We start from the raw sequence: 26,572 nt of genomic DNA on the forward strand, positions 1-26,572 counted from the left end.
CTATATTCGATACTATAATCATGACCGCATCAAAATGAAATTAAAAGGGCTGAGTCCTGTGCAATACAGAAATCAGCCCTTAGTAGCATAGCAATTAAACTGTCCAACTAAATGGGGTCAGTTCATTCGGGTGCTTTTTTTTTGGACTTTTTTTGACTTCCTTTAGATTTTTATTGGAGTTACTATCAAGTCTTGCTAGTGCCAGACCGTGCAGTGATAAGACCTGCTAGCTAGGTCAACGCATTGATCTGGCTAGCGATAGACGAGTATCGTTAATCGCTTGTATTCGCGGTATTTGGCGGCGAAATGCCGAAGTGTTCGTAGGCAAGCGTGGTCGCAATCCGACCGCGTGGCGTACGTTGCAGGTAGCCTTGTTGGATCAGATAGGGCTCGAGCACATCTTCAATCGTGTCGCGTTCTTCGCCGATCGCAGCGGCAACGTTGTCTAAGCCGACCGGACCGCCGCCAAATTTAAACAAAATCGCTTCCAGTAGCTTTCTGTCCATCAGATCAAAGCCAACTGTGTCGACGTCTAACATTTTCAATGCGGCATCGGCGATGGCTTTGGTGATATCCCCATTCCCTTTAACCTCTGCGTAGTCTCTGACGCGGCGCAACAAACGGTTAGCTATTCGTGGCGTACCACGTGCGCGGTTTGCGATTTCACGGGCACCATCTTCGTGGATAGGTGCATTAAGTAACGAGGCGGAACGCGTGACGATACGCGTCAATTGCTCAGGGGTATAAAACTCTAGGCGGGCAACAATACCAAAACGATCCCGTAATGGATTGGTCAGCATCCCAGCGCGCGTCGTCGCGCCGACCAGCGTGAAAGGTTGTAAATCGAGTTTAACTGAACGGGCGGCTGGCCCCTCGCCGATCATAATATCGATCTGATAATCTTCCAGCGCGGGATATAAGATTTCTTCCACAACAGGTGACAAACGATGTATTTCATCGATAAACAGGACATCGTTTGCTTCTAAATTCGTGAGCAAGGCAGCCAGATCACCGGCGCGTTCCAACACCGGACCTGATGTCTGGCGAAGATTGACGCCCATTTCGCGGGCAATAATATGTGCCAATGTGGTTTTACCCAGACCAGGCGGCCCGAATAATAAGGTGTGATCGAGCGCTTCTTTACGCTGGCGTGCTGCGGTGATAAAAATTTCTAGCTGCGCACGGATTTTTTCTTGTCCGACATATTCATCCAGTTGCTTGGGACGCAGTGCGCGCTCTATTGCTTCTTCATTGGACGACACGGGTGTCGCCGAGATAATCCGGGTCTCGGTGACTTCAGAAAACAGATTATCGGTTTGGATGCTCATCGCTTACCCTTTTGACAGTGCTTTAAGAGCCAGTTTGATACCATCAGACACACCGCTACCGGCTGGCACGGACTTCATTGCAATGGCAGCTTCTTTCTCGGAATATCCGAGTGCTAACAAGGCATTTAAAATATCACCGCTATGATCGCCAGCAACGATGGCAGCACTTGCGCTGAACAGGTCTGGCCCCAATTTTCCTTTGAGTTCCAGCAACAGGCGTTCTGCCGTTTTTTTACCGATTCCTGGAATGCGTGTCAATCGGCCTGCTTCTTGTAAGGTAATCGCTTGCGATAAGTCCGCAACGGACATCCCGGATAGGATCGCCAGCGCAGTTCGGGAACCAACACCACTGATCTTAATTAACTGACGAAATGTTGCCCGTTCTTCTGCGCTACCGAAGCCAAACAGCACATGGGCATCTTCACGAATCGCTAAATGCGTCAACAGGGCAACCTTTTCACCAAGCGGCGGTAAATTGTAGAAAGTGCTCATGGGCACATCGACTTCATAACCGACACCTTGGCAATCAATGAGTAATTGCGGAGGATTTTTTTCGAGGAGCGTGCCTGCAATGCGACCAATCATGAGACGGCTTTCATACTGTATGAATAAACAGTGATAATAAACGATTCTCTTGAACTTGACGAGAATCATTGTGACCTTGATGTTGACGGTTTTACGATCGACTTAGCCAATTAGCCGATCAAGCGCCCACCTTTGACACGTAGACCTTTTTTCGCTAGCTCCGGAGCAATCGCACTGAGCGTCGCTAAAGCCTCGCCGCTATGTGCGTGACAGATTGCGACACCTAGGGCATCCGCCGCATCAGGACTGGGCTTGCCTGAAAGCTTCAACAGGCGTTGCACCATATCCTGTACCTGCTCTTTCTTTGCTCGGCCATGACCAACAACCCCTTGTTTCACTTGGAGGGCCGTGTATTCAGCCACTGACAAGTCAGCTCCAACCAATGCACAAATCGCCGCGCCGCGTGCTTGCCCCAGTAACAAGGTTGACTGTGGATTTACGTTCACGAATACGATCTCAATGGCCGCACAGTCAGGTCTGTAAGTGCTAACAACTTCCGAAACGCTGGCAAGGATGGTTTTAAGACGCGCCGGTAACGAGCCTTCGGCTGTTTTGATTGTGCCCGAAGCAATGTAGGTAAGCTGATTACCTTGTTTTTGAATGACGCCAAAACCGGTGGTACGTAAGCCGGGGTCTATGCCGAGAATTTTCATTGTAGGTATTTTTTCCAGCGTGGGCTGGATGTTGGGGAGTGTGATGCGATGGGGGAATGATAGCCCAAACTTGGGTGCTCGGGCGGTTTAGTAGGGAGGGGGCTGCCGGCCTCGGTTTGTCATTCCTCTGCTTGCGGGGATCAAGCGGATTTCTTCAATTAATTCAGTGAGAAATATCATCAACACAAAAAAATGGCCCCCAATATTGACTGGGGGCCATTGCTTACCGGATTCGCTGACTTCGCAGATTAATGACGGAAGTGACGTGTGCCTGTATAGACCATAACAACGCCGCGTTCATCGGCTGCGTCAATGACTTCCTGGTCGCGCATAGAGCCGCCTGGGTGGATAACGCAGGTGGCACCTGCGTCAACAACCACGTCGAGGCCATCGCGGAACGGGAAGAACGCGTCAGACGCTACAGCGGAACCTGCCAGTGTCAGGCCTGCGTTTTGTGCTTTGATGGATGCAATGCGTGCCGAGTCGATACGGCTCATCTGGCCTGCGCCAACGCCCAAGGTCATGCCATTGCCGCAGAACACGATCGCATTGGATTTGACGTACTTGGCAACGCGCCATGCAAACATCATGTCCGCCATTTGTTGTGGCGTTGGTTGTAGTTTCGATACTACGCGCAGTTCTTCTTGCAGAACGTTTTTAGCATCGGGGGCTTGTACCAGCAGACCACCACCAACGCGTTTTACGTCGTATTGATTGACGGCGTTACCCAACGAAATTTCTAGCAAACGCACGTTTTGCTTTGCTGCAAAAATTGCTTTTGCTTCGGCAGTGAAACTTGGTGCGATCAGGACTTCAACAAACTGTTTAGCAACGATTTCAGCTGCTTTGCCATCGAGTTCACGGTTGAAAGCGATGATGCCGCCGAAGGCAGAAGTTGGATCGGTCTGCAGCGCTTTGCTGTACGCTTCAAAAGGTGTAGCGCCCAGAGCAACGCCGCATGGGTTCGCATGTTTGACAATTACGCAAGCGGATTCGTTGAATGACTTCACACATTCCCATGCTGCATCCGCGTCGGCGATATTGTTATAAGATAGTTCTTTACCTTGCAATTGCTTGTAGTTTGCCAATGCGCCGTCAATTGTTTTCAAATCACGGTAGAAGGCTGCGGATTGATGTGGGTTTTCACCGTAACGCATTTCTTGCACTTTTTCAAAATGCAGATTCAGTGTTTGTGGGTAAGCGCTACGTGTGGTGTGGGCTTTATCTTCGCCGAGGCTAGTCAGATAGTTCGTGATTGCACCGTCATACTGCGCTGTGTGGGCAAATACTTTTTTAGCTAACGTAAATTTAGTATCGTAGCTGACAACATTGTTGTTGGCTTTCATTTCAGCCAGGACAATGGCGTAATCGCTAGGGTCAACAATGACGGTCACGTCTTTGTGATTTTTAGCTGAGGAACGCAACATGGTCGGGCCACCGATATCGATGTTTTCGATCGCATCTTCCAGTGAGCATTCTGCTTTAGCAACAGTTTGCTGGAATGGATATAAATTCACCACCACCATGTCAATGGTTGGGATGCCATGTTGTTCGAGCGCAGCGACATGCTCCGGAAAATCACGACGTGCCAGAATGCCGCCATGTACTTTGGGATGCAATGTTTTGACGCGGCCATCGAGCATTTCAGGAAAGCCGGTGTAATCGGCAACTTCAGTCACTGCAAGGCCATTGTCAGCCAGTAATTTAGCTGTCCCGCCAGTGGACAGTAACTTGACACCGAGTGCCGACAATTCACGTGCAAAATCGAGCACACCAGTCTTGTCTGAGACGGATATGAGGGCTTGTTTGATCATGATGAGAATGAAAGAGTAAGGAAATCGGTGTCAGGAAAAGACATATCTATGCGATGAATCGGCTTAAAGCAAATTACAGCAAACCGTGATGCTGCAATTTCTTGCGCAAGGTATTGCGGTTAATGCCTAACATGTCGGCGGCCTGGGATTGGTTGCTGTCAGCGCGCGTCATGACCATTTCAAGCATTGGTTTTTCTACGGCTAAAACGACCATATCGTAAATGTTGGATGCAGGTTGTTCACCCAGATCACGGAAATATTTTTCCAGATTTTTGTGGACGGCGTCTTGGATGCTATCTTTGCTCATATTTTTATTGTCACTATGTGGTTATGCAGGGCAGCGAAAAAGTCCGTGGTCTTCGGACGATCTGGCGCCATTGTTGTTATGCATTGTTGTTACGGTCTTGCTTCGGTGTTACAACGAGTGCACTAGGCGGCCATTTTTTCTTCAAAGGGGCGGTATTGTAACCGTTCCCCAGCCATACGATCAAAAAAATGACTTACCGCAGCTAATTGCTCGTCGCAAGAGGTCAGTAAATTCATCTGCTGTCGGAATTCCTCACCGCCGACGAGATCCTGTACGTACCAGCCAATGTGTTTGCGCGCTGTACGGACACCAAGATACTCACCGTAAAACATGTAATGCTCTTTTAAATGACTATCCATCAGGTGCCTGACTTCACTGATCAGGGGCGGAGGTAAGTGTTCACCTGTTCGTAGGTAATGGTCGATTTCCCGGAAAATCCACGGTCGACCCTGGGCAGCGCGCCCTATCATGATGGCATCAGCGCCAGTATATTGCAAAACGTATTTGGCTTTTTCTGGCGTCGTAATGTCACCATTGGCAACAACCGGAATATTGACAGCAGCTTTGACGGCTGCAATCGTGTCGTATTCTGCATCGCCTTTGTAGCCATCGGCACGAGTGCGCCCGTGGAGTGTCAACATTTGTATGCCTGCTGTTTCTGCCATGCGTGCAATGTTGAGTGCATTTTTATTGGCACGATCCCAGCCGGTACGAAACTTCAGTGTTACCGGCACATCGACTGCTCGTACGACCGCATCAAGAATTTGTCCGACGAGACTTTCGTGTTGCAAGAGGGCGGACCCACACCAGGCATTACACACTTTTTTGACCGGACAACCCATATTGATATCGATGATTTGCGCACCTTTATCAACATTGAATTTAGCGCAATCAGCCAACATGACCGGATCAGCGCCAGCAATTTGCACCGCCTTCGGCTCCATTTCACCTTCGTGGTTGGTGCGTCGGGTCGATTTTTCGGTTTCCCACAGTTTAGGATTTGAGGCTGCCATTTCAGAAACAGCATAGCCCGCACCTAATTCTTTGCATAATTGCCGAAATGGCCGATCTGTTACGCCAGCCATAGGAGCAACAAAAATATTATTACGCAAGACGTAGGGACCGATTTGCACGATGAGGATCTGGGGAAATTTGGAGAAGCGCTATTCTACCTGAAACTTGCCTAAATAATTGGCAAAATTCTCGACGGTTGGTAGGAATATTTATTTCTATCAATTGTTATTTTTGATAGGTTTAGACTTGCAATTCTAGATATTTTTTAAAATGTATGTATTGATAGGTTTTTACCGTGATGCAAACAACGTATTTTTAAAAAGTGAATCTTTAAAATTGATTCATTAAACATAGTAGGTTGATGATGAGAGAATGCCAGGTGCGAAGTTGGCTTTCTTTATGTGGCATTCTTTATTTATTTTGATTAATTTCATCGATCGCATCCGCGTCCAGATGCGCAATATCTCCCCATGAAATCAATTGCAGCTGACCATCGACATACGCAAAACGATTAATGCTGGCGTTATAAATTGTCACTTCTCGTGGTGCCTCTAAAGGCAGATCTTTGGCTGCACGGTACGCACATTCCAACACGCCGCCATGCGCAACAATCGCTATTTTTTTTCCGGCAAATTGCTTTGCATAATGGTCGATATGTGTGATGACACGCAGATGGAACTGACGTACCGTTTCGCCTTTATTTTCGCCTAGAGGAAACTCTGCATCAGGATCATGGGATTTCCACGCCGCATGTTCAACGGGAAACAGATGCGGCAGGTCGCTATAAAGCTGCCCCTCAAAGCCACCGAAACAACGTTCACGTAAGCCTGCATCGAGGCGTGTATTGACGCCCTGCAAACGGGCAATCTCACCAGCGGTCTGCACTGCCCGTTGTAGGTCACTCGAGATGACGGCATCTACTCTTTCATTTTGCAGTGCATAAGCAAGGGCTTTTGCCTGACGGGTACCTTCGGCGTTGAGAGGAATGTCCAGATGACCTTGCAGGCGTCTGACCGCATTCCAGGCTGTTTCGCCGTGGCGTATTAATAGAATTTCTGTCATGAGAAGATGTTGTTGGTGCGACTTAGGCTGTTGATTGAGGGGGGAGCGACGGCACCGGCCGTTTAGTTTCTAGCCAGAAGGTTACTGGACCATCATTGGTCAGTGAGACTTTCATCTCCGCGCCAAAGCGACCGCTGGCAACCGTTGAATGCTGGCGTTGCGCTTGCCGGAGGAAGTAGTCGAACAGTTCTTTGGCGACAGCAGGTGGAGCTGCCGGCGTGAACGAGGGACGAGTGCCGGAGTTGGTATCTGCAGCAAGTGTAAATTGCGGTACCAGCAATAAGCCACCGCTGGTGTCTTTGATGCTCAGGTTCATTTTACCCGCGGCATCTGAAAACACGCGATAGCTGAGCAGTTTGGTCAATAACGCATCCGCTTCTTTTTCAGTGTCGCCGCGTTCAGCGCAGACCAGTACCATTAAACCAGCATCGACCGCACCGATGGTGATTCCATCGACAACGACACTGGCCTGAGTCACACGTTGTAATAAGGCGATCATGCTGCCAATGTCACGCGAGCAAATTTACGCTTGCCGACTTGTAGCACAAATGTACCTGCATCAAGCTTTAAGCCCTTGTCGCTGATGACGTTACCATCAACACGGACGCCACCTTGCTCAACCATCCGCAGCGCTTCGGAGGTGGATGCACACAAATTAGCTTGTTTGAGTAATTGTGCAACACCTACCGGTGCACCATTGAGGCTGACTTCTGGAATATCGTCAGGAATGCCACCTTTAGACCGATTCACGAAATCCGCTAGGGCATCGTCGCCAGCTTGTTTGCTATGGAAGCGCGCCACAATTTCTTGTGCCAGTGCGACTTTGATATCGCGTGGATTTTGTCCTTCAGCGACTGCTTTTTTGTAGCCTGCGATTTGTTCGATCGAAGTGAACGATAACAAGTCGTAGTATTTCCACATCATTTCATCAGAGATACTCATTACCTTGGCAAACATGGTGTTGGCAGGCTCTGTGATGGCGATGTAGTTATTTTTCGACTTAGACATTTTTTCAACGCCGTCCAGACCTTCCAGCAATGGCATGGTCAGAATACATTGCTGTTCTTGTCCATAATCTTTTTGTAACTCGCGGCCGACCAGCAGGTTGAATTTCTGGTCGGTGCCCCCAAGTTCCAGATCAGCGCGCAATGCCACCGAATCGTAACCTTGCATTAATGGATATAAAAATTCATGAACAGAAATCGGTGTGCCAGCTTTAAAGCGTTTGGTGAAGTCATCTCGTTCCATCATACGGGCGACCGTATATTTGGACGACAGTTGGATCATGCCGCGCGCGCCGAGTGGGTCGCACCATTCAGAGTTGTAGCGGATTTCTGTTTTTGCAGCATCCAGCACCAGACTGGCTTGCTTGAAATAGGTCTGGGCGTTGGCTTCGATCTGTTCGCGGGTCAGCGGTGGACGTGTGGCGTTACGACCAGATGGGTCGCCAATCATGGAGGTAAAATCGCCGATCAGGAAAATCACGGTATGGCCCAGATCTTGCAACTGCCGCATCTTGTTGAGAACAACGGTGTGGCCTAAGTGCAAATCTGGTGCAGTGGGATCCAGACCAAGCTTGATGCGCAAAGGCTTGCCAGATTGTTCACTACGTGCGAGTTTTTGGGCAAATTCAGATTCAATGAGTAATTCGTCAACACCGCGTTTCGTTACTGCAAGTGCATGTAGAACCGCGTCAGAAAGTGGCAGTAACGCCGGGGAGGAATTGGAATTTTGTACAGAAGTCATATTTTATTTGCATCACATTTTTTGTAACACCGCTGGTCAGGGTTCATATTCTGAATCGATAATCAGCGTTTGCCAAATTCTGGGTGTTGGTTTAATTGATGGGACTACGCTAAGTTGTTTTATAATCCCGTCTTTGTTTGTCACCGATGTGTGCTTCTCTATGTATAGAACTGCACCATCAACTGGTGGTCATCATCATGTGTTGAATGCGATGTCGCGGACATTGCACCACAAACCATCACGACAGCAACCACGAATTTTCGATTAAAACAGTTAATTTTAACTTATTGCATGCGTCCATTAGATAAATTCCTTCATTTCGCTTCTGGTAGAAGGCAGCTTTTCGGATCCAGTCGCGTTTCACGTGCGGTTTCCCTCTCTGCTCTTTTCTTTGCCGTTTGTGCAATTGGCGCCGCTGCCGTTGCGCCGTTGGCACCAGATGCTGCAGATTTACCAATCAAAAAACTCACTCAAGAACTGCCATTGCCAAAGCTTGACGAGCAGATCGCAGCCATTGAAGACACTGAACAGCATTTTGTTCGTGAAGAAACGGTGCGCCGTGGCGATACCCTCAGCGCCTTATTGTTACGATTGGGTGTTGAAGATTCAGACGCTGATAAATTTATCAAGACTGACAGTGTTGCCCGTAGCTTGTTGCAATTGCGCACGGATAAAGCAGTTCGTGTCAAAACCAATGACGAAGGGGAGCTCGAGTGGTTGCAGACCACGGTCGTTGATGGCAATGATAAGACAGCCCGTACCATAGAAATTACCCGCGACGCGAATGGCCATTTTAAGGCCGTTGATGCTGAAGCCAACCTAGAGCGCCGTGTTGAGATGGCCTCTGGAAATATTGTTTCTTCTTTGTTTGCTGCGACTGATGATGCCAATATTCCGGATAGTATTGCATCTCAGATTATTAGTATGTTTGAAACAAACATCGATTTCCGTAAGCTGCAGCGCGGGGATCAGTTCAATGTGGTCTATGAGAGCTTTTGGCAAAATGGTCAAAAAGTAAAAACAGGTCGCGTGTTGGCAGGTGAATTCACCAATGCTGGCAAACCGTATCAAGCCGTATGGTTTGACGAGGCGGGCGGTCAGGGTGGCTACTACACTTTTGATGGTAAATCACTCAAAAAAGCATTTTTGAAATCGCCGTTAGCGTTTACACGTATTTCCTCTGGTTTTTCCATGCGTTTGCATCCGATTTCTGGACAATGGAAGCAGCATAAGGGTGTCGACTTTGCTGCAGCGTTGGGTACGCCAATTCGTGCGACGGCCGACGGTGTTGTGGATTCTGCCGCGATGAGCAGTGGTTATGGCAATCTTGTCGTGATTAAACACTGGGGTGGTTACAGCACTGCTTATGCACACATGATGCGTTTTGCTCCTGGTATCCATAAGGGCTCTCATGTGTCCCAAGGCGAAGTGATCGGTTTTGTTGGTATGACTGGCTGGTCAACAGGGCCGCACGTACATTACGAGTTCCGTGTCAATAATGATGCCCGTGATCCGTTGTCTGTGGTGGTGCCAAATGTACAGGCGTTATCTAACACCGAGTTGCCACGCTTTAAGGCTGTTGCCAGCGATATGCATCATCGTTTTGATTTGCTACGTCCGGAACGTCTGGCGCAAAATAGCAAACCTGCTGCCAGTTAAGTAGCCCCCCATTATTGATGGCCGAACAGCATGTTCGGCCTTTTTTATTTGAGCTGTAATGATGCACACTGAAAAATCTACGCCACTGAGCGCAGCACAAATTCCGGTCTACATAGGTATGATGTCAGGCACAAGTCTTGATGGTGTCGACGGGGTATTGGTACGCTTGCCTGTCACCCAGGGCGATACGATGGAGTTACTTGCTTCTGCGTATATCCCCTTTAGCGAAGAGTTGCGTCGTCAGGCGTTGCAATTACAGCAGCCAGGGGAGAATGAAATTCATCATGAGGCGCTGCTGGCTAACGCTTTGGCTCACTCTTATACCACCTGCACTTCGGCATTATTATCAAACTATCCTCATCTTGCAGTACGTGCCATCGGTGTTCATGGGCAAACAATCCGCCACCGTCCTGAACTGGGCTTTACGCGACAGACAAATAATCCGGCCTTGCTGGCTGAATTAACATCGATTGATGTGATCGCAGATTTTCGTAGCCGCGATGTGGCTGCTGGTGGGCAAGGCGCACCGTTGGTGCCAGCGTTTCATCGGGCAATATTTGGTCATTCTGGACAATGCCGTGTCGTTGTCAATATAGGTGGGATCAGCAATATCAGCATACTTGCAGCGGATGGCGCGACCACTGGGTTTGATACCGGACCCGGCAATGTGTTGATGGATTACTGGATTCAGAAGCATCAGGGTGTTAGTTACGATGCCGATGGCGCCTGGGCTGCGCTAGGACAGGTGAATGAGGCATTGCTGAGTCGGTTGATGTCGGAATCCTTTTTGCTTTTACCACCACCTAAAAGTACCGGTCGTGATTTGTTCCATGCTGACTGGCTACAACGGCATCTCCAGCAATTTTCATCAATGAATGCCGTCGATGTGCAGGCCACTTTGTGTGCGTTCACTGCGCACAGTCTGGCGCTGGCAATCATGAGCAATGTGCCACAGACAGAGATGGTCTATGTATGTGGTGGTGGCGCTTACAACGCGACGCTGATGCGTATGCTACAAGGTGCATTGAGAGCAGAAGCGTCTGACGCCGAAGTGCAAAGTACGGCACAATTAGGGGTAGCGCCAGAACACGTGGAAGCATTAGCCTTCGCCTGGCTGGCGCAACAGTTTTGTTTGCGTCAGGCGGGCAACCTGCCAGAAGTGACAGGTGCTAAAGGCTTGCGCATTCTCGGGGCTTTGTATCCTGCCTAAATCAATATCATTACGGTTGTCATTGCGTCGGGCAAGATCACGCGTGGAATACAGTTACACAGATACGCAGCCCGATCATCATTCCATTGAAAGAATCTATGTCTCATTTTATTTATATCGCTGATCCCATGTGTTCATGGTGCTATGGCTTTGGGCCAAAATTAACGATGCTATTGAGTGATATACCCGATGCAAGCTTGGAAGTCGTTGTTGGTGGTCTGCGGGCTTACAATCAGCAAATCATGGAGGACGCACAACGAACGATGATTCGCGGTCATTGGCAACACGTTGCAGAAGCGAGTGGTTTGCCTTTTTCAGATGTCGGCATGACACAACCTGGTTTTATTTACGACACTGAACCAGCGTGCCGCGCGGTAGTCGCCACAAAGATCATTGCAGATCATCTGAGCGGACAACAATTGCTACAGGTATTTCATGCGATTCAAGATGCTTTTTATGCCAAGGGACAGGATATTACGCAGACATCTGTATTGGCTGGGGTCGTTGCGAACACGCTCAATCACATCGATGGTCACGATAGCTTTGATCAAGAGAGTTTTATTGAAACCTTTATGTCCCCACAATGTATGGCCGATACACGTGCTGAATTTGAACAGTGTCAGCGCTGGGGGATCCGCGGTTTTCCGGGATTGTTGATCGTGCATAATGAGGCATTACACATGATTGCCGCTGGCTACACCAAAGTGACAGAGCTACGCGCCGCGATCCATCACGTATTAAGTAATTAGTATTCAAAAAAATAATCAAAATAACGGATTTCTATGATTCATTCATCACTTGTATCCCGCATTCAAATCGCGCCGCAAGGACCGGAGTTTTCGCGTATTGTCCTCGGCTTATGGCGCTTGGCTGACTGGCGCATGTCGCCGCAGGAGCGTGTTACTTTTCTTAAACAGGCACTCGAACTGGGTATCACGACTATTGATCAAGCGGATATCTATGGTGATTATCAAAGCGAGACTCTGTTAGGTGAGGCGTTACAGCTTGCTCCTGAGTTGCGTGACAAATTGCAGTTCGTCAGCAAGTGCGGAATCAAACTGATCTCCACAGCGCGACCTGCACATAGGATACAGCACTACGACACGAGCCGTGCTCACATCATTGCCTCAGCAGAGAATTCCTTGCGCTCGATGCGGATCGAACAACTCGATGTGTTGCTAATTCATCGCCCAGATCCATTGATGAATGCCGACGAAATGGCAGAAGCATTCGAGCATCTGCAACAGAGCGGCAAGGTCAGGTATTTTGGTGTCTCGAACTTTACACCAGCACAATTTGAGCTGCTGGCAGCGCGTTTCCCGTTAGTGACAAATCAGGTTGAGCTATCCTTGTTGCATTTGCCACCGTTGCATGATGGTACGCTGGATTTATGTCAAAAATTACGCATCGCACCGATGATTTGGTCGGCGCTCGGAGGCGGTGATTTGTTCCGTGAATCAGCGACGACAGATCCACAAGTTCTGCGCGTCAGAGAAGTATTGAATGCGTTGTCCGCTGAACTGAATTTGCCAGCGAGTACGATTGCCTTATCGTGGATATTGCAACACCCGTCTCATCCGCTCGTACTGACGGGCTCAGGACGTATCGCTGCGTTGAAAGAAGCTGCTTTAGCCTGCCAGCACACGCTGTCTCGCGAGCACTGGTTCCGTCTGTGGTGTGCATCCGCAGGCAAAGGTGTCGATTGATATTTTGAAATTCGTCGGGCAGCCATTGAGCTGCCCTGACGATTTAAGCGACGTAAAACAAGACGGCGAAATACTGGCACATGCTGCCGGCAAGGACAAACAAATGCCAGATGCCGTGTCCGTGTTTCAGTTTCTCATCTGTCGCATAAAAAATAATACCAACAGTATAAAATACGCCACCGAGTGCCAGCCAGATAAATCCATTTTGCAATATCGCCATTAACGGCACGATCACCGCAACCGCGAGCCAGCCCATAATCACATAGATCGCTAGCGACATCCAACGCGCGCCTTTGGCGAACAAAATTTCCTGTACGATACCAATAACAGCCAAGCCCCATTCTAGCCCAAAGATGACCCACCCAGAATGTTCGCGCAGCGTGACTAAAGTGAATGGCGTATAGCTACCGGCGATCAGTAAGTAGATCGCACAGTGGTCTAGCTTTTGGAACACATTCTTCGCTTTGCCGCGTAGGCTGTGATACAGCGCAGAAATGGCATACAGCAAAAACAGCATCGCACCGTAAATACTGAAACTCACGATCTTCCAAGGATCGCCAAGGCGTGCACCAACTGTGATCAGTACCGCTGCGCCACCAATTGCTAGTGCAGCGCCAGCGAGATGGCTGATGCTATTGAATTTTTCTCCGTAATACATAAAACACCTAACATTTTTTTCATTGATGCCCTCCGTAATTTGGAATGAGGACTTATGGCTGAGAATACGTTGTCTGGAAGGTAGACTGCATCCAGTTGATAAATATTTCTACTTCACGACGTAAGACAGGCTGTGCTTCGTGCACGAGATGATAAGCGTGAGGCGGCGTTGCTAATTGAGTATCAAATAATCGCACTACTTCGCCAGACTTGATCATGTCTTCCGCAAAATGTTGTCGGGTTAAGCCGACCCCATGTCCATGCTTAATCGCTTCAAGCAACAAGCCCAGATCATCAATACGTAAGCCGTTGGCTGGTTCTGGCCAATCTAGTCCAGCAACGTCAAACCAAGGTTGCCATGGTTCTAGGGCTGAGCGCAGTAGGTTGGCATGTCGCAAATCTGCTGGCGTTTTGATCGGTGCAATCGTTTTTAAATATGCGGGACTTGCCACCGCAAAGCTTGGCTCAACAAACAGTTTCTTTGTGACCAGATTGGGATATTCGCCAGCGCCAAAACGGACTTCCACATCACTTTCTGACAGACTCAGATCGTAGAGCGGCACAAACAAGTAGACTTCAATTTCAATGTCGGGATACTTGGTGGAAAAATCTGCCAGGCGAGGCATAAACATATAGCGTGCAAATGTTGGCGGTAACGTGACTTTCACGCGCATCTGGTTTTGAGTAATTTTGTTTGGCAATGGAAAATCAGACAGGGTTCGGAGGGCATTCCTGACGACATCAAGGTAGCGGCGTCCGAATTCGGTCAAGGTCACACTGCGTCCCTCGCGCACAAATACACGTTCACACAAATGTTCTTCCAGCAGACGGATACGGTGCGATAGGGCGGAAGGGGTAATACAAAGTTCTTCAGCAGCGATTGCAAAAGAACCAAAACGTGCAGCTGCTTCAAAGGCGGAGAGCGCATGTACTGGGGGAAGTCTTGTTGCCATTCTTAGTCCTGATTTTATGCTTTATTATTACCTGATTTGCCTAAAAGCAATCATTTACTGGGGTTTATTCATGTTTTTTGCACCCATTGCGTAGCCTGGTGGCTATGTCTAGATTTATCAGAAAAGCCATCTTGTGAATGACGTAATCAATGCTTGGGTAGGGATATGTTTTTGTGCTTTATCGGGAGTCGCCGACAAGAGCACCAAGAAATTGCCGCCACCGACGTTACCGATGATATGCCATATGATAGCTTGATTTGGCCTGAGAATCGCTGTTTCCTTAGTATCTTGTGTTAAACATTCTTTTGTTCCGTACGTGTTTGGTGTGCCTTGGCAATAGATACATTGATCATTGCTTGGTGTCGCAGCTTTGTCACTTCGTCTCTTTTTAACTGGCTGATTCTGACTAGGGTTAGTGCATTGAGTTGGTTTTTGCCTTATGCTCAACGACTTCTTTTAATTGAAAATGATTATGGGTAATCGACTCTCAAAAATAGCGACACGCACCGGTGATGCGGGTACGACCGGACTCGGCGACGGCAGTCGGGTGGATAAAGATGCATTGCGTGTACACGCGATGGGTGATGTAGATGAACTCAATTCGCAGATTGGTGTGTTGTTGTGCGAAGCGTTGCCACCAACAATGAAGCATGAATTGGCGTCGATACAACATGATTTGTTTGATATGGGCGGTGAATTGTGTATTCCTGGCTATACCATGATTACTGATGCGCAGGTCGCACGACTAGACGCGTTGTTAGAGAAATATAACGCCGATTTGCCACCGCTTAAAGACTTCATTTTGCCTGGAGGCTCTCGGGCGGCAGCGATTGCCCATGTGTGTCGTACTGTGTGTCGCCGCGCCGAGCGTGCGATTGTCAGCGTGGGTAAAAGCGAGCCAATCAATGACCATCCACGCCAGTACATGAACCGCCTGTCAGACTTGTTGTTTGTACTTTCGAGGGTGCTCAACCGCGTCGATGGCGGTAATGACGTTTTATGGGAAAAAGACCGTAGCCGTTGATATTGAATGACGTTTGGGCTTAGTTGTCAGTGCCCGAATGTCGCTGAAGTAAGCGCATCAGTGCCGCGCGCAAGTCGGCATTTTGCGCGTTGTTTTCGATATTCTTTTCCAGATTACTCAATGCCTGTAGTGCCGTTTTGGGGATTGATAATTGTTTTACTGGTAATGGTTTTTCGATAACACGCTTCACTTGTACTTTGATGCGGATTGCGTTAATCTGCCAGCCTCGTTGCTGTAATTGTAATTGTAATTTTGGACATTGTTGCTTGAGTTTAGTTGCAATTGCCGCATTGGCCGCGCCTAGTACCAGTTCGCCGTCGGCGACTTGCATCACTTCACAGTATTCGAAAAGTGAAGAGAAGATTGTTTCGCAATCTTTCTGCAAGGCTAAATTACGCTGAATCGCTGGGAGCAGAGGAGCAAGTTTGTCGTTTGCGCGTAAAAAATCACTCGCGCCGCTAGCCATTGACACGGCGCGGCCACGTTTAATATGAATACGATGTGGGGGTGGTAATGATGCAGACATGGCGCACACATTACCACAAAGCGCGTATTTTCACGCAGGTTAAACACGCCATTCCAGAGGGAAATGACAGATGCAGATTATCTTGATGCATTCTCGCTTTACCCAGGCTAAATCGGTCACATTATCGACCCGTCATGTCTTGGTCGCAGTCATCGGGTTTATTATTTTGATGGCCATCAGTGGCGCACTGATGGCGACGTTAACGTTGCGCTTGGCAAGTTCTGATTTGCCCATTCTCCGCAATATTCTGCCAACGACTGTTCCCTCACCAATCTCTGGTGATCTTAATGCCAAAGACCGTTATGTGAAAGAAAACCTCACTACGATGGCTGTGAAGTTGGGTGAGATGCAGGCGCAGCTCATGCGACTCGATGCCTTGGGCGAGCGGGTGCAAGGCTTGGCTGGCGTGAAGCCGGAGGAATTCAATTTCAAAGACGCACCGGGCCGAGGCGGGCCTGAAATCACGACGGCACCATCGCATGAATTGAATATGTCTGAATTGCAGTCGGCGTTGGATGCGTTTCAAAAAGATGTTGACCATCGGTCTGACTATTTGAATGTCGTTGAGACCAATTTGATGAGTTTTAAGATTCAATCAAAATTGTTGCCTACAAGTCAACCAGTTAACGTTGCTTACAATGCATCTGGATTTGGCTGGCGTCTCGATCCGTTTACAGGTCATAGTGCTTTCCATGAAGGGATTGATTTTCCTGCGCCAACGGGTACGCCGATTGTCGCGGCGGCGGGTGGTGTCGTGATCGCTGCTGAATTCCACCCGCAGTTTGGCAATATGATAGAGATTGACCATGGTGGCGATCTGATTACGCGCTACGCTCACACGTCTAAAGTCTATGTCAAACTGGGTGATATCGTTAAGCGTGGTCAGCACATCGCTGATATTGGTTCAACGGGCCGCTCGACTGGCGCGCATCTGCATTTTGAGGTCAGGATCAAAGATGTCCCTCAAGATCCGAATAAGTTTCTCACCGCTGGCGCTAATCAAGCCAAACTTGCCGCACTTAAGCAAAAATAAGCTTGTTTTTACTTAATTAGTCACCAAATCACCAATGCTGTAGGGATTTGATCAGGCTTTTCATGGTGAAGACCGAACAGCATGGTAAAATCGTGAGTTATCCTATATTGTTGCTGTGCAAGCAATTTTTTGCCGCGGCGTTTTTCAGAATTTAACTTTCCGTTCATAGCATGTCATTCCTGACCAAGATATTCGGCAGCCGTAATCAACGGCTTTTGAAGCAATACCAAAAGACGGTGCGTGAGATCAACGCATTGGAACCCCAGCTGGAAACTTTGTCAGACGAGGCTTTGCAAGCTAAGACTGCTGAATTTAAAGCACGTGTGGCTGAAGGAGCAACGCTCGATAGTATATTGGTAGAAGCCTTTGCAGTTTGTCGCGAGGCCAGTAAACGCGTGCTGAAAATGCGTCACTTTGACGTTCAGATGATCGGCGGTATGGTTTTGCACTACGGCAAAATCGCTGAAATGGGGACCGGTGAGGGTAAAACCCTGATGGGTACTCTGCCAATCTACCTCAATGCCCTGTCTGGTAAGGGTGTGCACGTGGTGACGGTCAATGATTACCTGGCAGAACGCGATGCGGAATGGATGGGACGTTTGTATGCCTGGCTGGGGCTGACAACAGGGATTAATCTGTCGCAACTCGACCATGACTCTAAACAAGTCGCGTATGGCTCTGATATTACGTACGGCACAAATAACGAATTCGGTTTTGATTACCTGCGCGACAACATGGTTTTTGAAGCCAAAGACCGCGTCCAGCGTGGTCTTAACTTTGCTGTGGTCGATGAAGTTGACTCGATTCTGATCGATGAAGCGCGTACGCCGTTGATTATTTCTGGTCAGGCTGAAAACCACACCGAGTTGTATTACAAAATCAACGAAGTACCGAAACTGCTGACATTGCAGATCGGCGAAGAAACACCAGATGGCACGGGCAAGATAGAAGTGCCTGGTGATTACACCAAAGATGAAAAAGCTCATCAGGTCTTATTGACAGAGGCTGGTCACGAAAAAGCAGAGAAAATCCTGACGCAAATGGGCTTATTGCCTGAAGGTGCGTCTTTGTATGACCCTGCGCATATCACCTTGATTCATCACTTATATGCCGCTTTGCGCGCACATGCTCTGTATTTCAAAGACCAGCACTATGTTGTGCTGAACGATGAAATTGTCATTGTTGATGAATTTACTGGTCGTATGATGACGGGTCGCCGCTGGTCTGATGGCTTGCATCAGGCCGTGGAAGCCAAAGAAGGCGTGCGGATTCAAAACGAAAACCAGACACTGGCTTCGATTACTTTCCAGAACTACTTCCGTATGTACTCCCGTTTGTCGGGCATGACTGGTACAGCGGATACCGAAGCGTATGAGTTCCAGGAAATTTATGGCTTGGAAACTGTCGTCATTCCACCAAATCGTCCTTCACAGCGTAAAGACCGTCAAGATCAGGTCTACAAATCCGCTGAAGAAAAATATGGCGCGATGTTGAAAGACATTCAGGATTGTTTTGAGCGTGGTCAGCCAGTATTGGTTGGTACGACATCGATCGAAAATTCTGAGTTATTGTCTGGCATTTTGACTAAAGCAAACTTGCCACACAACGTGCTCAATGCAAAACAACACGCTCGTGAAGCGGAAATTATTGCGCAGGCAGGTCGTCCTCAGGCAATTACTATTGCAACGAACATGGCTGGTCGCGGTACCGACATTGTGTTGGGTGGTAACGTTGCTAAGCAGGTACAACTGATCGAAGCAAACGATGCATTGACTGAAGTTGATCAAGCGGCACAATCACAGAAATTGCGCGACGAATGGGCATCATTGCACGATCACGTCGTACAGGCAGGTGGTTTGCACATCATTGGTACTGAACGTCACGAATCACGCCGTGTTGATAATCAATTGCGTGGTCGTTCTGGTCGTCAGGGGGATCCTGGTTCGAGCCGCTTCTACTTGTCACTTGATGATCAGTTGCTGCGTATTTTTGCTGGTGATCGCGTTCGCGCCATCATGGACCGACTCAAAATGCCAGAAGGTGAGCCAATTGAAGCAGGTATTGTTTCTCGCTCCATCGAATCTGCGCAGCGCAAAGTAGAAGCACGTAACTTCGATATCCGTAAGCAACTGCTGGAATACGATGACGTCGCTAATGATCAGCGCAAAGTGATTTACCAGCAACGTAATGAATTGCTTGAGGCGCATGATATGACGGAACTGATGTCATCGCTGCGTCACGGTATGTTTGCCGATCTCGTCCATATCCATGTGCCACAAGAATCAGTTGAAGAGCAATGGGACCTTCCTGGCTTAGAAAAAGTATTGTCGGCAGAGTGGAACATCGATTTGCCGTTAGTTAATATGGCGGCCTCAGAACCAAGTCTGACTGGCGAAGACATTCTGGAGCGTGTACAGCAAGCCGTGAATCTGGCGTACGAAGCGAAGGTGGCGATTGTTGGTAAAGAATCGTTTGCAGGGTTCGAGCGTAGTGTCATGCTGCAGAGCATTGATACCCACTGGCGTGAACATCTGGCTGCATTGGATCATTTACGTCAGGGTATCCACTTACGCGGTTATGCTCAGAAAAATCCTAAGCAAGAATACAAACGTGAAGCGTTTGAATTGTTTGCACAAATGCTCGATATGATCAAAAACGACGTGGTGCGTACGGTCGTTACAGTGCGTATCCAATCACGTGAAGAAATTGAAGCTGTTGAAGAGCAAATGGCTTTGCCCCAAGTTGAAAACGTTCATTTCCAACATGCTGACTTTGATGCAACTGCATCTCCAGAAGAAATCATGGCGCCAGCGGCATTTAATGCCACTGAACAGCCTGAACTGAGTTACGCATTGAAGGTTGGTCGCAATGATCCTTGCCCCTGTGGAAGCGGTAAGAAATTTAAACAATGTCACGGTAAGCTTGCTTAACGTTCATTAACGTGAAGATATGAAAGGGGGGAAGAAATTCCTCCCTTTTTTTATCTGAATTCCAGATTTTGCGCGATATTGTTGAACGTGTTGTTGCTGCATCTTGTGTGTTATTCATCATAGAGTCGGCCTCGCCTCGGATCGCCAGCGATCCGGCTGGACTTATCATGGCAGGAAAGTGTCCTTGCGCCAGTCTTCAATATTTTTCGTTTCAGGGGTAATCGCGTTGCAACAAAAATGTCCTACAATGGCGGCTTGATTTCAACGCAAGGAAGTTACCATGGCCGTCAATTCCCCACTCCCTGTCGCTGCTGATTTAAAACCAGTTGCCGGTATTCGTCTTGGCTATGCTGAGGCAGGTATTCGCAAAGCGAATCGTAAAGATGTATTGGTCATGGAGTTAGCTCCTACTGCCACTGTTTCCGGTGTATTTACGACTAACCGTTTCTGCGCAGCACCGGTGCAGGTATGCAAAGCGCATCTTGATGGTTTGCACATGGCCGCGGGTCCGATCCGCGCACTGGTTGTCAATACAGGGAATGCCAATGCTGGTACGGGTGATGCAGGATTGGCCGCCGCCAATGCAACTTGTGCGGCACTGGCTGAATTGCTGGGTTGTGAAGCCTCACAGATTTTGCCATTCTCAACGGGTGTGATCTTGGAGCCTTTACCAGTTGATCGCTTAGTGGCTGGGTTGCCACAGGCAATTGCCAACCTCAAAGAAGATAACTGGTTCTTCGCCGCCGAGTCCATTATGACCACGGATACGCAGCCTAAAGCCGCATCGGTGACATTACAAGTTGGTAACCACAGCGTAACAATGACGGGTATCAGTAAGGGCGCTGGCATGATCAAACCAAACATGGCAACCATGCTTGGTTATCTGGCACTGGATGCCAAAGTTGCCCAGCCAGTGCTGGATCACCTGATCAAGCAAGCTGCAGATAAATCATTTAACTGCATCACAATTGACGGCGACACATCAACCAATGATTCGTTCATGTTGATTGCAACCGGTGCTGGTACGCTGGAAGTGAATGAGATTGATTCTCCTGAGTATGAGATTCTCGCCAAAGCGGTCATCGATTTATCGCAAAAGCTGGCGCACATGATTATCCGCGATGGCGAAGGTGCAACGAAATTTATTTCTATCGCCGTAGAGCAAGGGCGTGATTTGGAAGAATGCCGCAAGATCGCGTATTCGATCGCGCATTCACCCTTGGTGAAAACAGCATTTTTCGCTTCTGACCCAAATCTTGGGCGCATTCTCGCGGCGATAGGTTACGCTGGCGTGACGGATCTAGATGTCAGCAAACTCGATCTTTACCTAGATGATGTATTGGTCGCCAAACATGGTGGACGTAACCCAGAGTACCGTGAAGAAGATGGTCAGCGCGTCATGAAGCAAAGCGAGATCACCATCCGCGTTAAACTTGGCCGTGGCGACGTGGAAACAACGGTATGGACATGCGATTTGTCACATGATTATGTAACAATTAACGCGGATTACCGTTCCTGATTGAATGATTTGAAGTAGACAACTATGACCCAGCTTGATCAATTTTTAGCACGTGCGGAACACGTTCTGACTCGTTTAGAAGCCTTGTTGCCAGGATCGATTGCAGCGCCAGATTGGCAGCTGGGGTATGCTTTTCGTTGGCGCAAACGCGGTGGGCAGGGATATTTGCAGGTGGTGCGCCATGCTTCGATGATTAGCTTGGACGATCTGCATAACATTGGTCCACAAAAAAAACAGATTGAACAAAATACGCTGCAATTTGTACACGGTAAGCCCGCTAATAATGTGTTACTGACAGGTGCCAGAGGGACAGGTAAATCCTCGCTGATCAAAGCCTGTCTGAATCAGTTTAGTGAGCAAGGTTTGCGCTTAATCGAAGTGGATAAGGCGGATCTGGCAGATTTGCCAGATATCGTTGATCTGGTGGCAGAACGTCCGGAACGTTTCATTATTTTCTGTGACGATCTCTCGTTTGAAGAAGGCGAAGCCGGCTACAAAGCCCTGAAAGTCGCGCTGGATGGCAGTATTGCCGCACAATCAGACAATGTCTTGATTTATGCGACCTCTAATCGTCGTCATCTGATGCCTGAAAAAATGTCCGACAATGCTAGCTATCATCATGCAGATGATGGTGACCTCCATCCCGGTGAGACGGTGGAAGAAAAAATTTCTCTCTCTGAGCGGTTCGGTTTGTGGGTATCGTTTTATCCATTTAAACAAGATGATTATCTCGATATCGTCAGCCATTGGTTACGTAGTTTTTCGTGTAACGATGAACAGATTGCTGCGGCCCGCGCTGATGCATTACGTTGGGCGCTGCAACGTGGTTCCCGTTCGGGTCGGGTGGCGTGGCAGTTTGCGCGTGACTATGCCGGAAAATTAATGGACATCCATCATGCCTGAGGTCGCCGCAAAAAATATTCAACCGGTGGATGTGGCTGTCGGTATTCTGATGAAACCAAATGGCAATGTTCTTCTTGGTCAACGCCCAGCAGGTAAACCCTATGAAGGATATTGGGAATTTCCTGGTGGTAAAGTTGAAGCAGGCGAGGCAATTGTTGATGCGCTCAAGCGTGAATTTGTCGAAGAACTTGGGATTCAGATCATCAGTGCTGAACCGTGGTGTGGGGTAGAGCATATCTACCCGCATGCGCATGTCCGCTTGCATTTTTACATTAGCCGCGATTGGGAAGGCGAACCGCAAAGCCTCGAAGGTCAGGCTTTCGCGTGGCAAGGTGACGTTGGCGTCACGCCTTTGTTGCCAGCGACAATTCCTTTGTTGGAGTGGCTTGGATTGTTACAAAATGATGTCAGTAACGTGCCCCTCTAGTACCGTCAATTGCTCTTTGGTGAAAATTAGTCATACCAACCTGATACCTCCTCTCGGATAGTGGCATCTGTGCTGCACTTTAGCGTGCTTTTGCTGCTGTCAACTCAGATTATTTTGTGTATTGTTAACGCAACTCCCTCCGTAGTTCTACTTATTGCCGGATGCTTTTCGGGCTGAGACTATCCTTGTTCATTTTAAAAATGTTATGTATTAAAAACGATACAGTGTATTATTTTAAATACACCGTTCATTTTTCAATACGCTGTAGAGGGAATACTCGGTAATTGAAGGTCGTGCTGTAAATTTGCCTGTATCGAATTCCATACAGCTTATGAGCGGTCATGGATTCTTTTTTTGTAAGTCATTGAATTTGCTTAATAAATATTAGTGGCACGGGCATTGCTAAGGGAAAGGAAACTTTTCTCTATAGCGATGGAGTGCTAAAAACTATGCAACAACTAGCAGAAAGAACCGGCGCTGTCCTGCGGATTGACTTGCAGGCCGTTCGATACAACTACCGATTACTGCGACATCGCCTGGGCTCGGCTCAGTGCGGCGCGGCAGTGAAGGCCGACGGCTATGGTCTGGGGGCAGAGCCCGTAGCAAAAGTGCTGTACCAGGAAGGCTGCAGACACTTTTTTGTGGCCCATCTTGAAGAGGCCATTGCCTTGCGCCCTGCGCTGCCGATCGACGCGCATCTGATTGTGATGCACGGTTCCCCTGTCGGCTGTGAGTCTGAATTCATTACCCATGGCTGTATGCCAGTATTGAATAGTCTTCAGCAAATTGAGGATTGGGCAGCTTTGGCCGCGCAGCGACAACAGCGCTTACCAGCGATTGTTCAAGTCGATACCGGTATGGCGCGCATGGGTTTATCCTCGCACGAGATTCAGATCTTGCAAAGCAATCCGGCGTTGTGTGCTGGAATCGATGTGCAGTATGTCATGAGTCATCTGGCTTGCGCTGAAGATCAGACCAATCCGATGAATCGTCAGCAGTTGGATACGTTTAATGCCTTGCGCGCTTTGTTTCCCGGAAGTAAAGCAAGTCTGGCAAATTCGGCTGGTATTTTTTTGGGTAGTGAATTTCATTTTGATCTGGCACGCCCTGGTGCTGCGCTCTATGGCGTTGCTCCAGTGGCAGGACAGGAAAATCCTTTACGTGCCGTTGCTCACTTGCAGGGGCGCTTGATCCAGACCCGCGAAATTCCAGCGGGAACGGGGGTTGGTTATGGTTCGACCTGGCGCAGTAAAGAAACGAGTCGCATAGCAACGATTGCTGTTGGCTATGCTGATGGTTGGTTACGTAGTTTAAGTAACCGTGGGGTGGCGCATATTGCAGGATTTGCAGCACCAATGGTGGGGAATGTTTCTATGGATACCATTACTCTGGATGTGAGCAATATCGCTCCAGTGTATTTGCAACCAGGCACATTCGTTGATCTGATATCGGCAACCAATACAGTGGATGACGTCGCTGCGAAAGCGAACACCATTGGTTACGAAATTCTGACCAGTTTGGGTACCCGTTATTATCGCGAGTACACAGACATCGCCCAAGCGACTTAGCCGTAGCTTAAGAAGACACCTACATCAATCACCAGCATATTCAGATCAAGCATTCAGGAGAATTAAAATGAAAGTTATCCTACTCGGCGCAGGCGTTATCGGAACAGCATCCGCTTACTTTTTAGCAAAAGCAGGTCACGAAGTGACCGTCATTGAACGTCAACCAGGTGCAGCGCTGGAGACGAGCTACGGCAACGCCGGCGAAGTCTCACCAGGCTACTCTGCACCATGGGCAGGCCCAGGCGTACCACTTAAAGCAATCAAATGGCTGATGATGAAGCACAGCCCATTGGCTATTCGTCCTACTTTTGATCTCAATACATGGCGTTGGGTAATGCAGATGCTGATGAACTGCACGACGGCACGCTATGAAACAAACAAAGGACGTATGCTGCGTATGGCTGAGTACAGCCGCGATGTATTACAGCAATTGCGTGCCGACACCGGCATTTCGTATGATGAACGTACTCAAGGTACCTTGCAGTTGTTCCGTAATCAGGCGCAACTTGATGGCGCCCAAGCTGATATCGACATTTTGAAGCGCTATGACGTTCCTTACCAAACCTTAGACAAAGCAGGCTGCTTGAAGGTGGAACCAGCGTTGAAGAACGTGCAAGACAAATTTGTTGGTGCTTTACTTTTGCCTGGTGATGAAACAGGCGATTGTTTCAAATTTACGCAGAACCTTGCCAAACTTGCTGAAGGTCTTGGCGTGACATTTAAATATGGCGTCAGCATTGAGCGATTAGTGCGCGAAGGCGACACCATTACTTCTGTGATTACATCAGAGGGCGAAATGAAAGCGGATCGCTACGTCTTGGCCTTAGGTAGTTATTCCCCAATCGTCTTGCGTGAACTGGGTATTAAAATTCCTGTTTACCCAATCAAAGGCTACTCAATTACTGTACCGATTACCGATGCACAACGGGCACCGGAATCAACCGTGATGGATGAAACTTACAAAGTGGCAATCACACGTCTCGGTGACCGCATCCGCGTAGGCGGCACCGCCGAAATCACAGGTTACAACCTGGATTTACGCAAAGATCGCCGCGACACCTTGGAATTCTCAGTCACTGATTTGTTCCCCGGTGGCGGCGATGTGAGCAAGGCTGAATTCTGGACTGGATTGCGTCCTATGACGCCAGACGGCACGCCCGTAGTCGGCCCTACCCCTTATCGTAATTTATTCCTCAACACAGGTCATGGCACGTTAGGTTGGACTATGGCTTGTGGTTCTGGACAATTCATTGCGGATCTTGTTTCAGGCAAGCGTCCGGCAATTTCTACTGAAGGTTTATTTATGGATCGATATGGCAGCATTAATCGTCCAGTCATTGTCCCCAAGGAGTTGGCATGAGCCAGTTTGAACAGTTGCTATCCTCAACCCAAGTATTTGCAGATGCGAATCTGAATACCCGTTTTTACGCCGCCATCGAAATTTTGGCGCAGACCATGATGGTGATGCCACGTGCGGCGACGGTCAGTAGTCTGGCGGCTGCAACCGGCAAAACACCGCGTCTGATTCGCTCCATCCTGACCACCTTAAGTAAAGATGGGCTGGTTGGGCGCGACGTGAAAGAAAAAGATGCTTGGCATTGCCGTGATTGCAACGGCTTTATTACTTTAGCTGATGTGTACCGCTGCTTTGCTGATGCAGAAGAACGCGCATTGGCTAAGGCGGCAAAACAGAATGCTGTGGCGATTGAAGAGAATGCCAATGAGACCGAGGAAGTGGATGTGAATCCATCCCGTAGCTCAAGTCAGCACAGCGTTGATTTGCTGATGATGCAAGTTAAAATGACGGTCAATCGGGCTGTTGTGCAACAGTTGCAGCAGTTTGATCTGAGTCGTTTGCGCGGTCTGGCGACGACGGCTGCTTTCCGTAGCCAATATGCGCGTCCACGTGGTTATATTCCAGAGCCTTACTAATGTTGAAACGCACCAC

The 26,572-nt window shown here is 48.5% G+C and carries 27 protein-coding genes; 14 read left to right on the forward strand and 13 right to left on the reverse strand.

From position 1 onward, the window contains the following. A partial coding sequence (locus tag ACO0KV_RS09475; protein WP_423042293.1) for an IS3 family transposase occupies positions 1-91 on the forward strand: 91 nt, incomplete at its 5' end. Between the two features lie 181 nt (positions 92-272). Here ACO0KV_RS09475 and ruvB read toward each other — a convergent pair. The 9 genes from ruvB to tyrS form a co-directional block, all read right to left on the reverse strand. Beyond that, complete coding sequence (ruvB, locus tag ACO0KV_RS09480; protein ID WP_423042164.1) at positions 273-1,328, reverse strand: Holliday junction branch migration DNA helicase RuvB; 1,056 nt, start codon at positions 1,326-1,328, stop codon at positions 273-275. A gap of 3 nt (positions 1,329-1,331) precedes the next feature. After that, complete coding sequence (gene ruvA / locus ACO0KV_RS09485; RefSeq protein ID WP_423042166.1) at positions 1,332-1,913, reverse strand: Holliday junction branch migration protein RuvA; 582 nt, start codon at positions 1,911-1,913, stop codon at positions 1,332-1,334. Positions 1,914-2,023: 110 nt separating this feature from the next. Continuing rightward, positions 2,024-2,566, reverse strand: coding sequence for a crossover junction endodeoxyribonuclease RuvC (gene ruvC, locus ACO0KV_RS09490; protein WP_423042168.1), 543 nt, complete (start codon positions 2,564-2,566; stop codon positions 2,024-2,026). Positions 2,567-2,814: 248 nt separating this feature from the next. Further along, the gene (purH, locus tag ACO0KV_RS09495) at positions 2,815-4,380 is read right to left on the reverse strand and encodes a bifunctional phosphoribosylaminoimidazolecarboxamide formyltransferase/IMP cyclohydrolase (RefSeq protein ID WP_423042170.1); all 1,566 of its coding nucleotides are present in this window, start codon (positions 4,378-4,380) and stop codon (positions 2,815-2,817) included. 73 nt (positions 4,381-4,453) lie between these two features. Next, on the reverse strand, positions 4,454-4,687 hold the full coding sequence (locus ACO0KV_RS09500; protein ID WP_423014534.1) for a helix-turn-helix domain-containing protein: 234 nt from the start codon (positions 4,685-4,687) through the stop codon (positions 4,454-4,456). 122 nt (positions 4,688-4,809) lie between these two features. Continuing rightward, on the reverse strand, positions 4,810-5,820 hold the full coding sequence (gene dusB, locus ACO0KV_RS09505; protein ID WP_423042172.1) for a tRNA dihydrouridine synthase DusB: 1,011 nt from the start codon (positions 5,818-5,820) through the stop codon (positions 4,810-4,812). Between the two features lie 292 nt (positions 5,821-6,112). Further along, entirely contained in the window at positions 6,113-6,763 is a 651-nt protein-coding gene (locus ACO0KV_RS09510; RefSeq protein WP_423042174.1) for a histidine phosphatase family protein, read from the reverse strand. A 22-nt stretch (positions 6,764-6,785) separates the two neighbouring features. Continuing rightward, the gene (gene dtd, locus ACO0KV_RS09515; protein ID WP_423042176.1) at positions 6,786-7,262 is read right to left on the reverse strand and encodes a D-aminoacyl-tRNA deacylase; all 477 of its coding nucleotides are present in this window, start codon (positions 7,260-7,262) and stop codon (positions 6,786-6,788) included. Continuing rightward, positions 7,259-8,509 (reverse strand): tyrosine--tRNA ligase, encoded by a 1,251-nt coding sequence (gene tyrS / locus ACO0KV_RS09520; RefSeq protein ID WP_423042178.1) that lies wholly within the window; start codon positions 8,507-8,509, stop codon positions 7,259-7,261. Before tyrS ends, dtd begins: the two co-directional genes overlap by 4 nt. Before the next feature lie 291 nt (positions 8,510-8,800). Here tyrS and ACO0KV_RS09525 point away from each other — a divergent pair, with 291 nt between their 5' ends. From ACO0KV_RS09525 to ACO0KV_RS09540, 4 genes are all read left to right on the forward strand, one after another. Continuing rightward, positions 8,801-10,168: a peptidoglycan DD-metalloendopeptidase family protein gene (locus ACO0KV_RS09525; protein ID WP_423042180.1), complete on the forward strand. Its 1,368-nt coding sequence runs from the start codon at positions 8,801-8,803 to the stop codon at positions 10,166-10,168. 61 nt (positions 10,169-10,229) lie between these two features. Continuing rightward, positions 10,230-11,378 carry an anhydro-N-acetylmuramic acid kinase gene (locus ACO0KV_RS09530; protein ID WP_423042295.1) on the forward strand — a complete coding sequence of 383 codons (1,149 nt, stop codon included), beginning with the start codon at positions 10,230-10,232 and terminating at the stop codon, positions 11,376-11,378. Between the two features lie 98 nt (positions 11,379-11,476). Continuing rightward, entirely contained in the window at positions 11,477-12,127 is a 651-nt protein-coding gene (locus tag ACO0KV_RS09535; protein ID WP_423042182.1) for a DsbA family protein, read from the forward strand. 33 nt (positions 12,128-12,160) lie between these two features. Further along, a complete protein-coding gene (locus tag ACO0KV_RS09540) occupies positions 12,161-13,084 on the forward strand; it encodes an aldo/keto reductase (RefSeq protein WP_423042184.1) in 924 nt (307 codons plus the stop codon). 43 nt (positions 13,085-13,127) lie between these two features. Here the strand turns inward: ACO0KV_RS09540 and trhA are convergent, their stop codons facing one another. Both trhA and ACO0KV_RS09550 read right to left on the reverse strand, forming a co-directional pair. After that, the gene (gene trhA / locus ACO0KV_RS09545; RefSeq protein ID WP_423042186.1) at positions 13,128-13,742 is read right to left on the reverse strand and encodes a PAQR family membrane homeostasis protein TrhA; all 615 of its coding nucleotides are present in this window, start codon (positions 13,740-13,742) and stop codon (positions 13,128-13,130) included. A 52-nt stretch (positions 13,743-13,794) separates the two neighbouring features. Next, positions 13,795-14,694 (reverse strand): LysR substrate-binding domain-containing protein, encoded by a 900-nt coding sequence (locus ACO0KV_RS09550; RefSeq protein ID WP_423042188.1) that lies wholly within the window; start codon positions 14,692-14,694, stop codon positions 13,795-13,797. Between the two features lie 472 nt (positions 14,695-15,166). Here ACO0KV_RS09550 and ACO0KV_RS09555 point away from each other — a divergent pair, with 472 nt between their 5' ends. Then, positions 15,167-15,718 (forward strand): cob(I)yrinic acid a,c-diamide adenosyltransferase, encoded by a 552-nt coding sequence (locus tag ACO0KV_RS09555; protein ID WP_423042190.1) that lies wholly within the window; start codon positions 15,167-15,169, stop codon positions 15,716-15,718. Between the two features lie 19 nt (positions 15,719-15,737). Here the strand turns inward: ACO0KV_RS09555 and ACO0KV_RS09560 are convergent, their stop codons facing one another. After that, on the reverse strand, positions 15,738-16,244 hold the full coding sequence (locus tag ACO0KV_RS09560; protein ID WP_423042192.1) for a DciA family protein: 507 nt from the start codon (positions 16,242-16,244) through the stop codon (positions 15,738-15,740). Positions 16,245-16,314: 70 nt separating this feature from the next. On the opposite strand from ACO0KV_RS09560, the gene ACO0KV_RS09565 reads away from it, so the two are divergent. Continuing rightward, positions 16,315-17,277, forward strand: a complete 963-nt coding sequence (locus tag ACO0KV_RS09565) for a M23 family metallopeptidase (protein WP_423042194.1) — start codon at positions 16,315-16,317, stop codon at positions 17,275-17,277. A 20-nt stretch (positions 17,278-17,297) separates the two neighbouring features. Here the strand turns inward: ACO0KV_RS09565 and ACO0KV_RS09570 are convergent, their stop codons facing one another. Next, positions 17,298-17,444, reverse strand: a complete 147-nt coding sequence (locus ACO0KV_RS09570; protein WP_423042196.1) for a hypothetical protein — start codon at positions 17,442-17,444, stop codon at positions 17,298-17,300. Positions 17,445-17,447: 3 nt separating this feature from the next. Here ACO0KV_RS09570 and secA point away from each other — a divergent pair, with 3 nt between their 5' ends. From secA to ACO0KV_RS09605, 7 genes are all read left to right on the forward strand, one after another. Then, positions 17,448-20,207: a preprotein translocase subunit SecA gene (gene secA, locus ACO0KV_RS09575; RefSeq protein WP_423042198.1), complete on the forward strand. Its 2,760-nt coding sequence runs from the start codon at positions 17,448-17,450 to the stop codon at positions 20,205-20,207. 280 nt (positions 20,208-20,487) lie between these two features. Next, a complete protein-coding gene (argJ, locus tag ACO0KV_RS09580; RefSeq protein WP_423042200.1) occupies positions 20,488-21,726 on the forward strand; it encodes a bifunctional glutamate N-acetyltransferase/amino-acid acetyltransferase ArgJ in 1,239 nt (412 codons plus the stop codon). 24 nt (positions 21,727-21,750) lie between these two features. Continuing rightward, entirely contained in the window at positions 21,751-22,629 is an 879-nt protein-coding gene (locus tag ACO0KV_RS09585; protein ID WP_423042202.1) for an ATP-binding protein, read from the forward strand. Then, a complete protein-coding gene (locus tag ACO0KV_RS09590; protein WP_423042204.1) occupies positions 22,622-23,056 on the forward strand; it encodes an NUDIX domain-containing protein in 435 nt (144 codons plus the stop codon). The genes ACO0KV_RS09585 and ACO0KV_RS09590 overlap by 8 nt, the downstream gene beginning before the upstream one ends. Positions 23,057-23,505: 449 nt before the next feature. After that, positions 23,506-24,624, forward strand: a complete 1,119-nt coding sequence (gene alr, locus ACO0KV_RS09595; protein ID WP_423042206.1) for an alanine racemase — start codon at positions 23,506-23,508, stop codon at positions 24,622-24,624. Between the two features lie 67 nt (positions 24,625-24,691). Further along, positions 24,692-25,984, forward strand: a complete 1,293-nt coding sequence (locus ACO0KV_RS09600; RefSeq protein WP_423042208.1) for a D-amino acid dehydrogenase — start codon at positions 24,692-24,694, stop codon at positions 25,982-25,984. Next, the gene (locus ACO0KV_RS09605; RefSeq protein WP_423042210.1) at positions 25,981-26,556 is read left to right on the forward strand and encodes a hypothetical protein; all 576 of its coding nucleotides are present in this window, start codon (positions 25,981-25,983) and stop codon (positions 26,554-26,556) included. Before ACO0KV_RS09600 ends, ACO0KV_RS09605 begins: the two co-directional genes overlap by 4 nt. Positions 26,557-26,572: the final 16 nt, after the last annotated feature.

This window comes from Undibacterium sp. RuRC25W (genome assembly GCF_049339825.1).
Classification (GTDB): Bacteria; Pseudomonadota; Gammaproteobacteria; order Burkholderiales; family Burkholderiaceae_D; genus Undibacterium.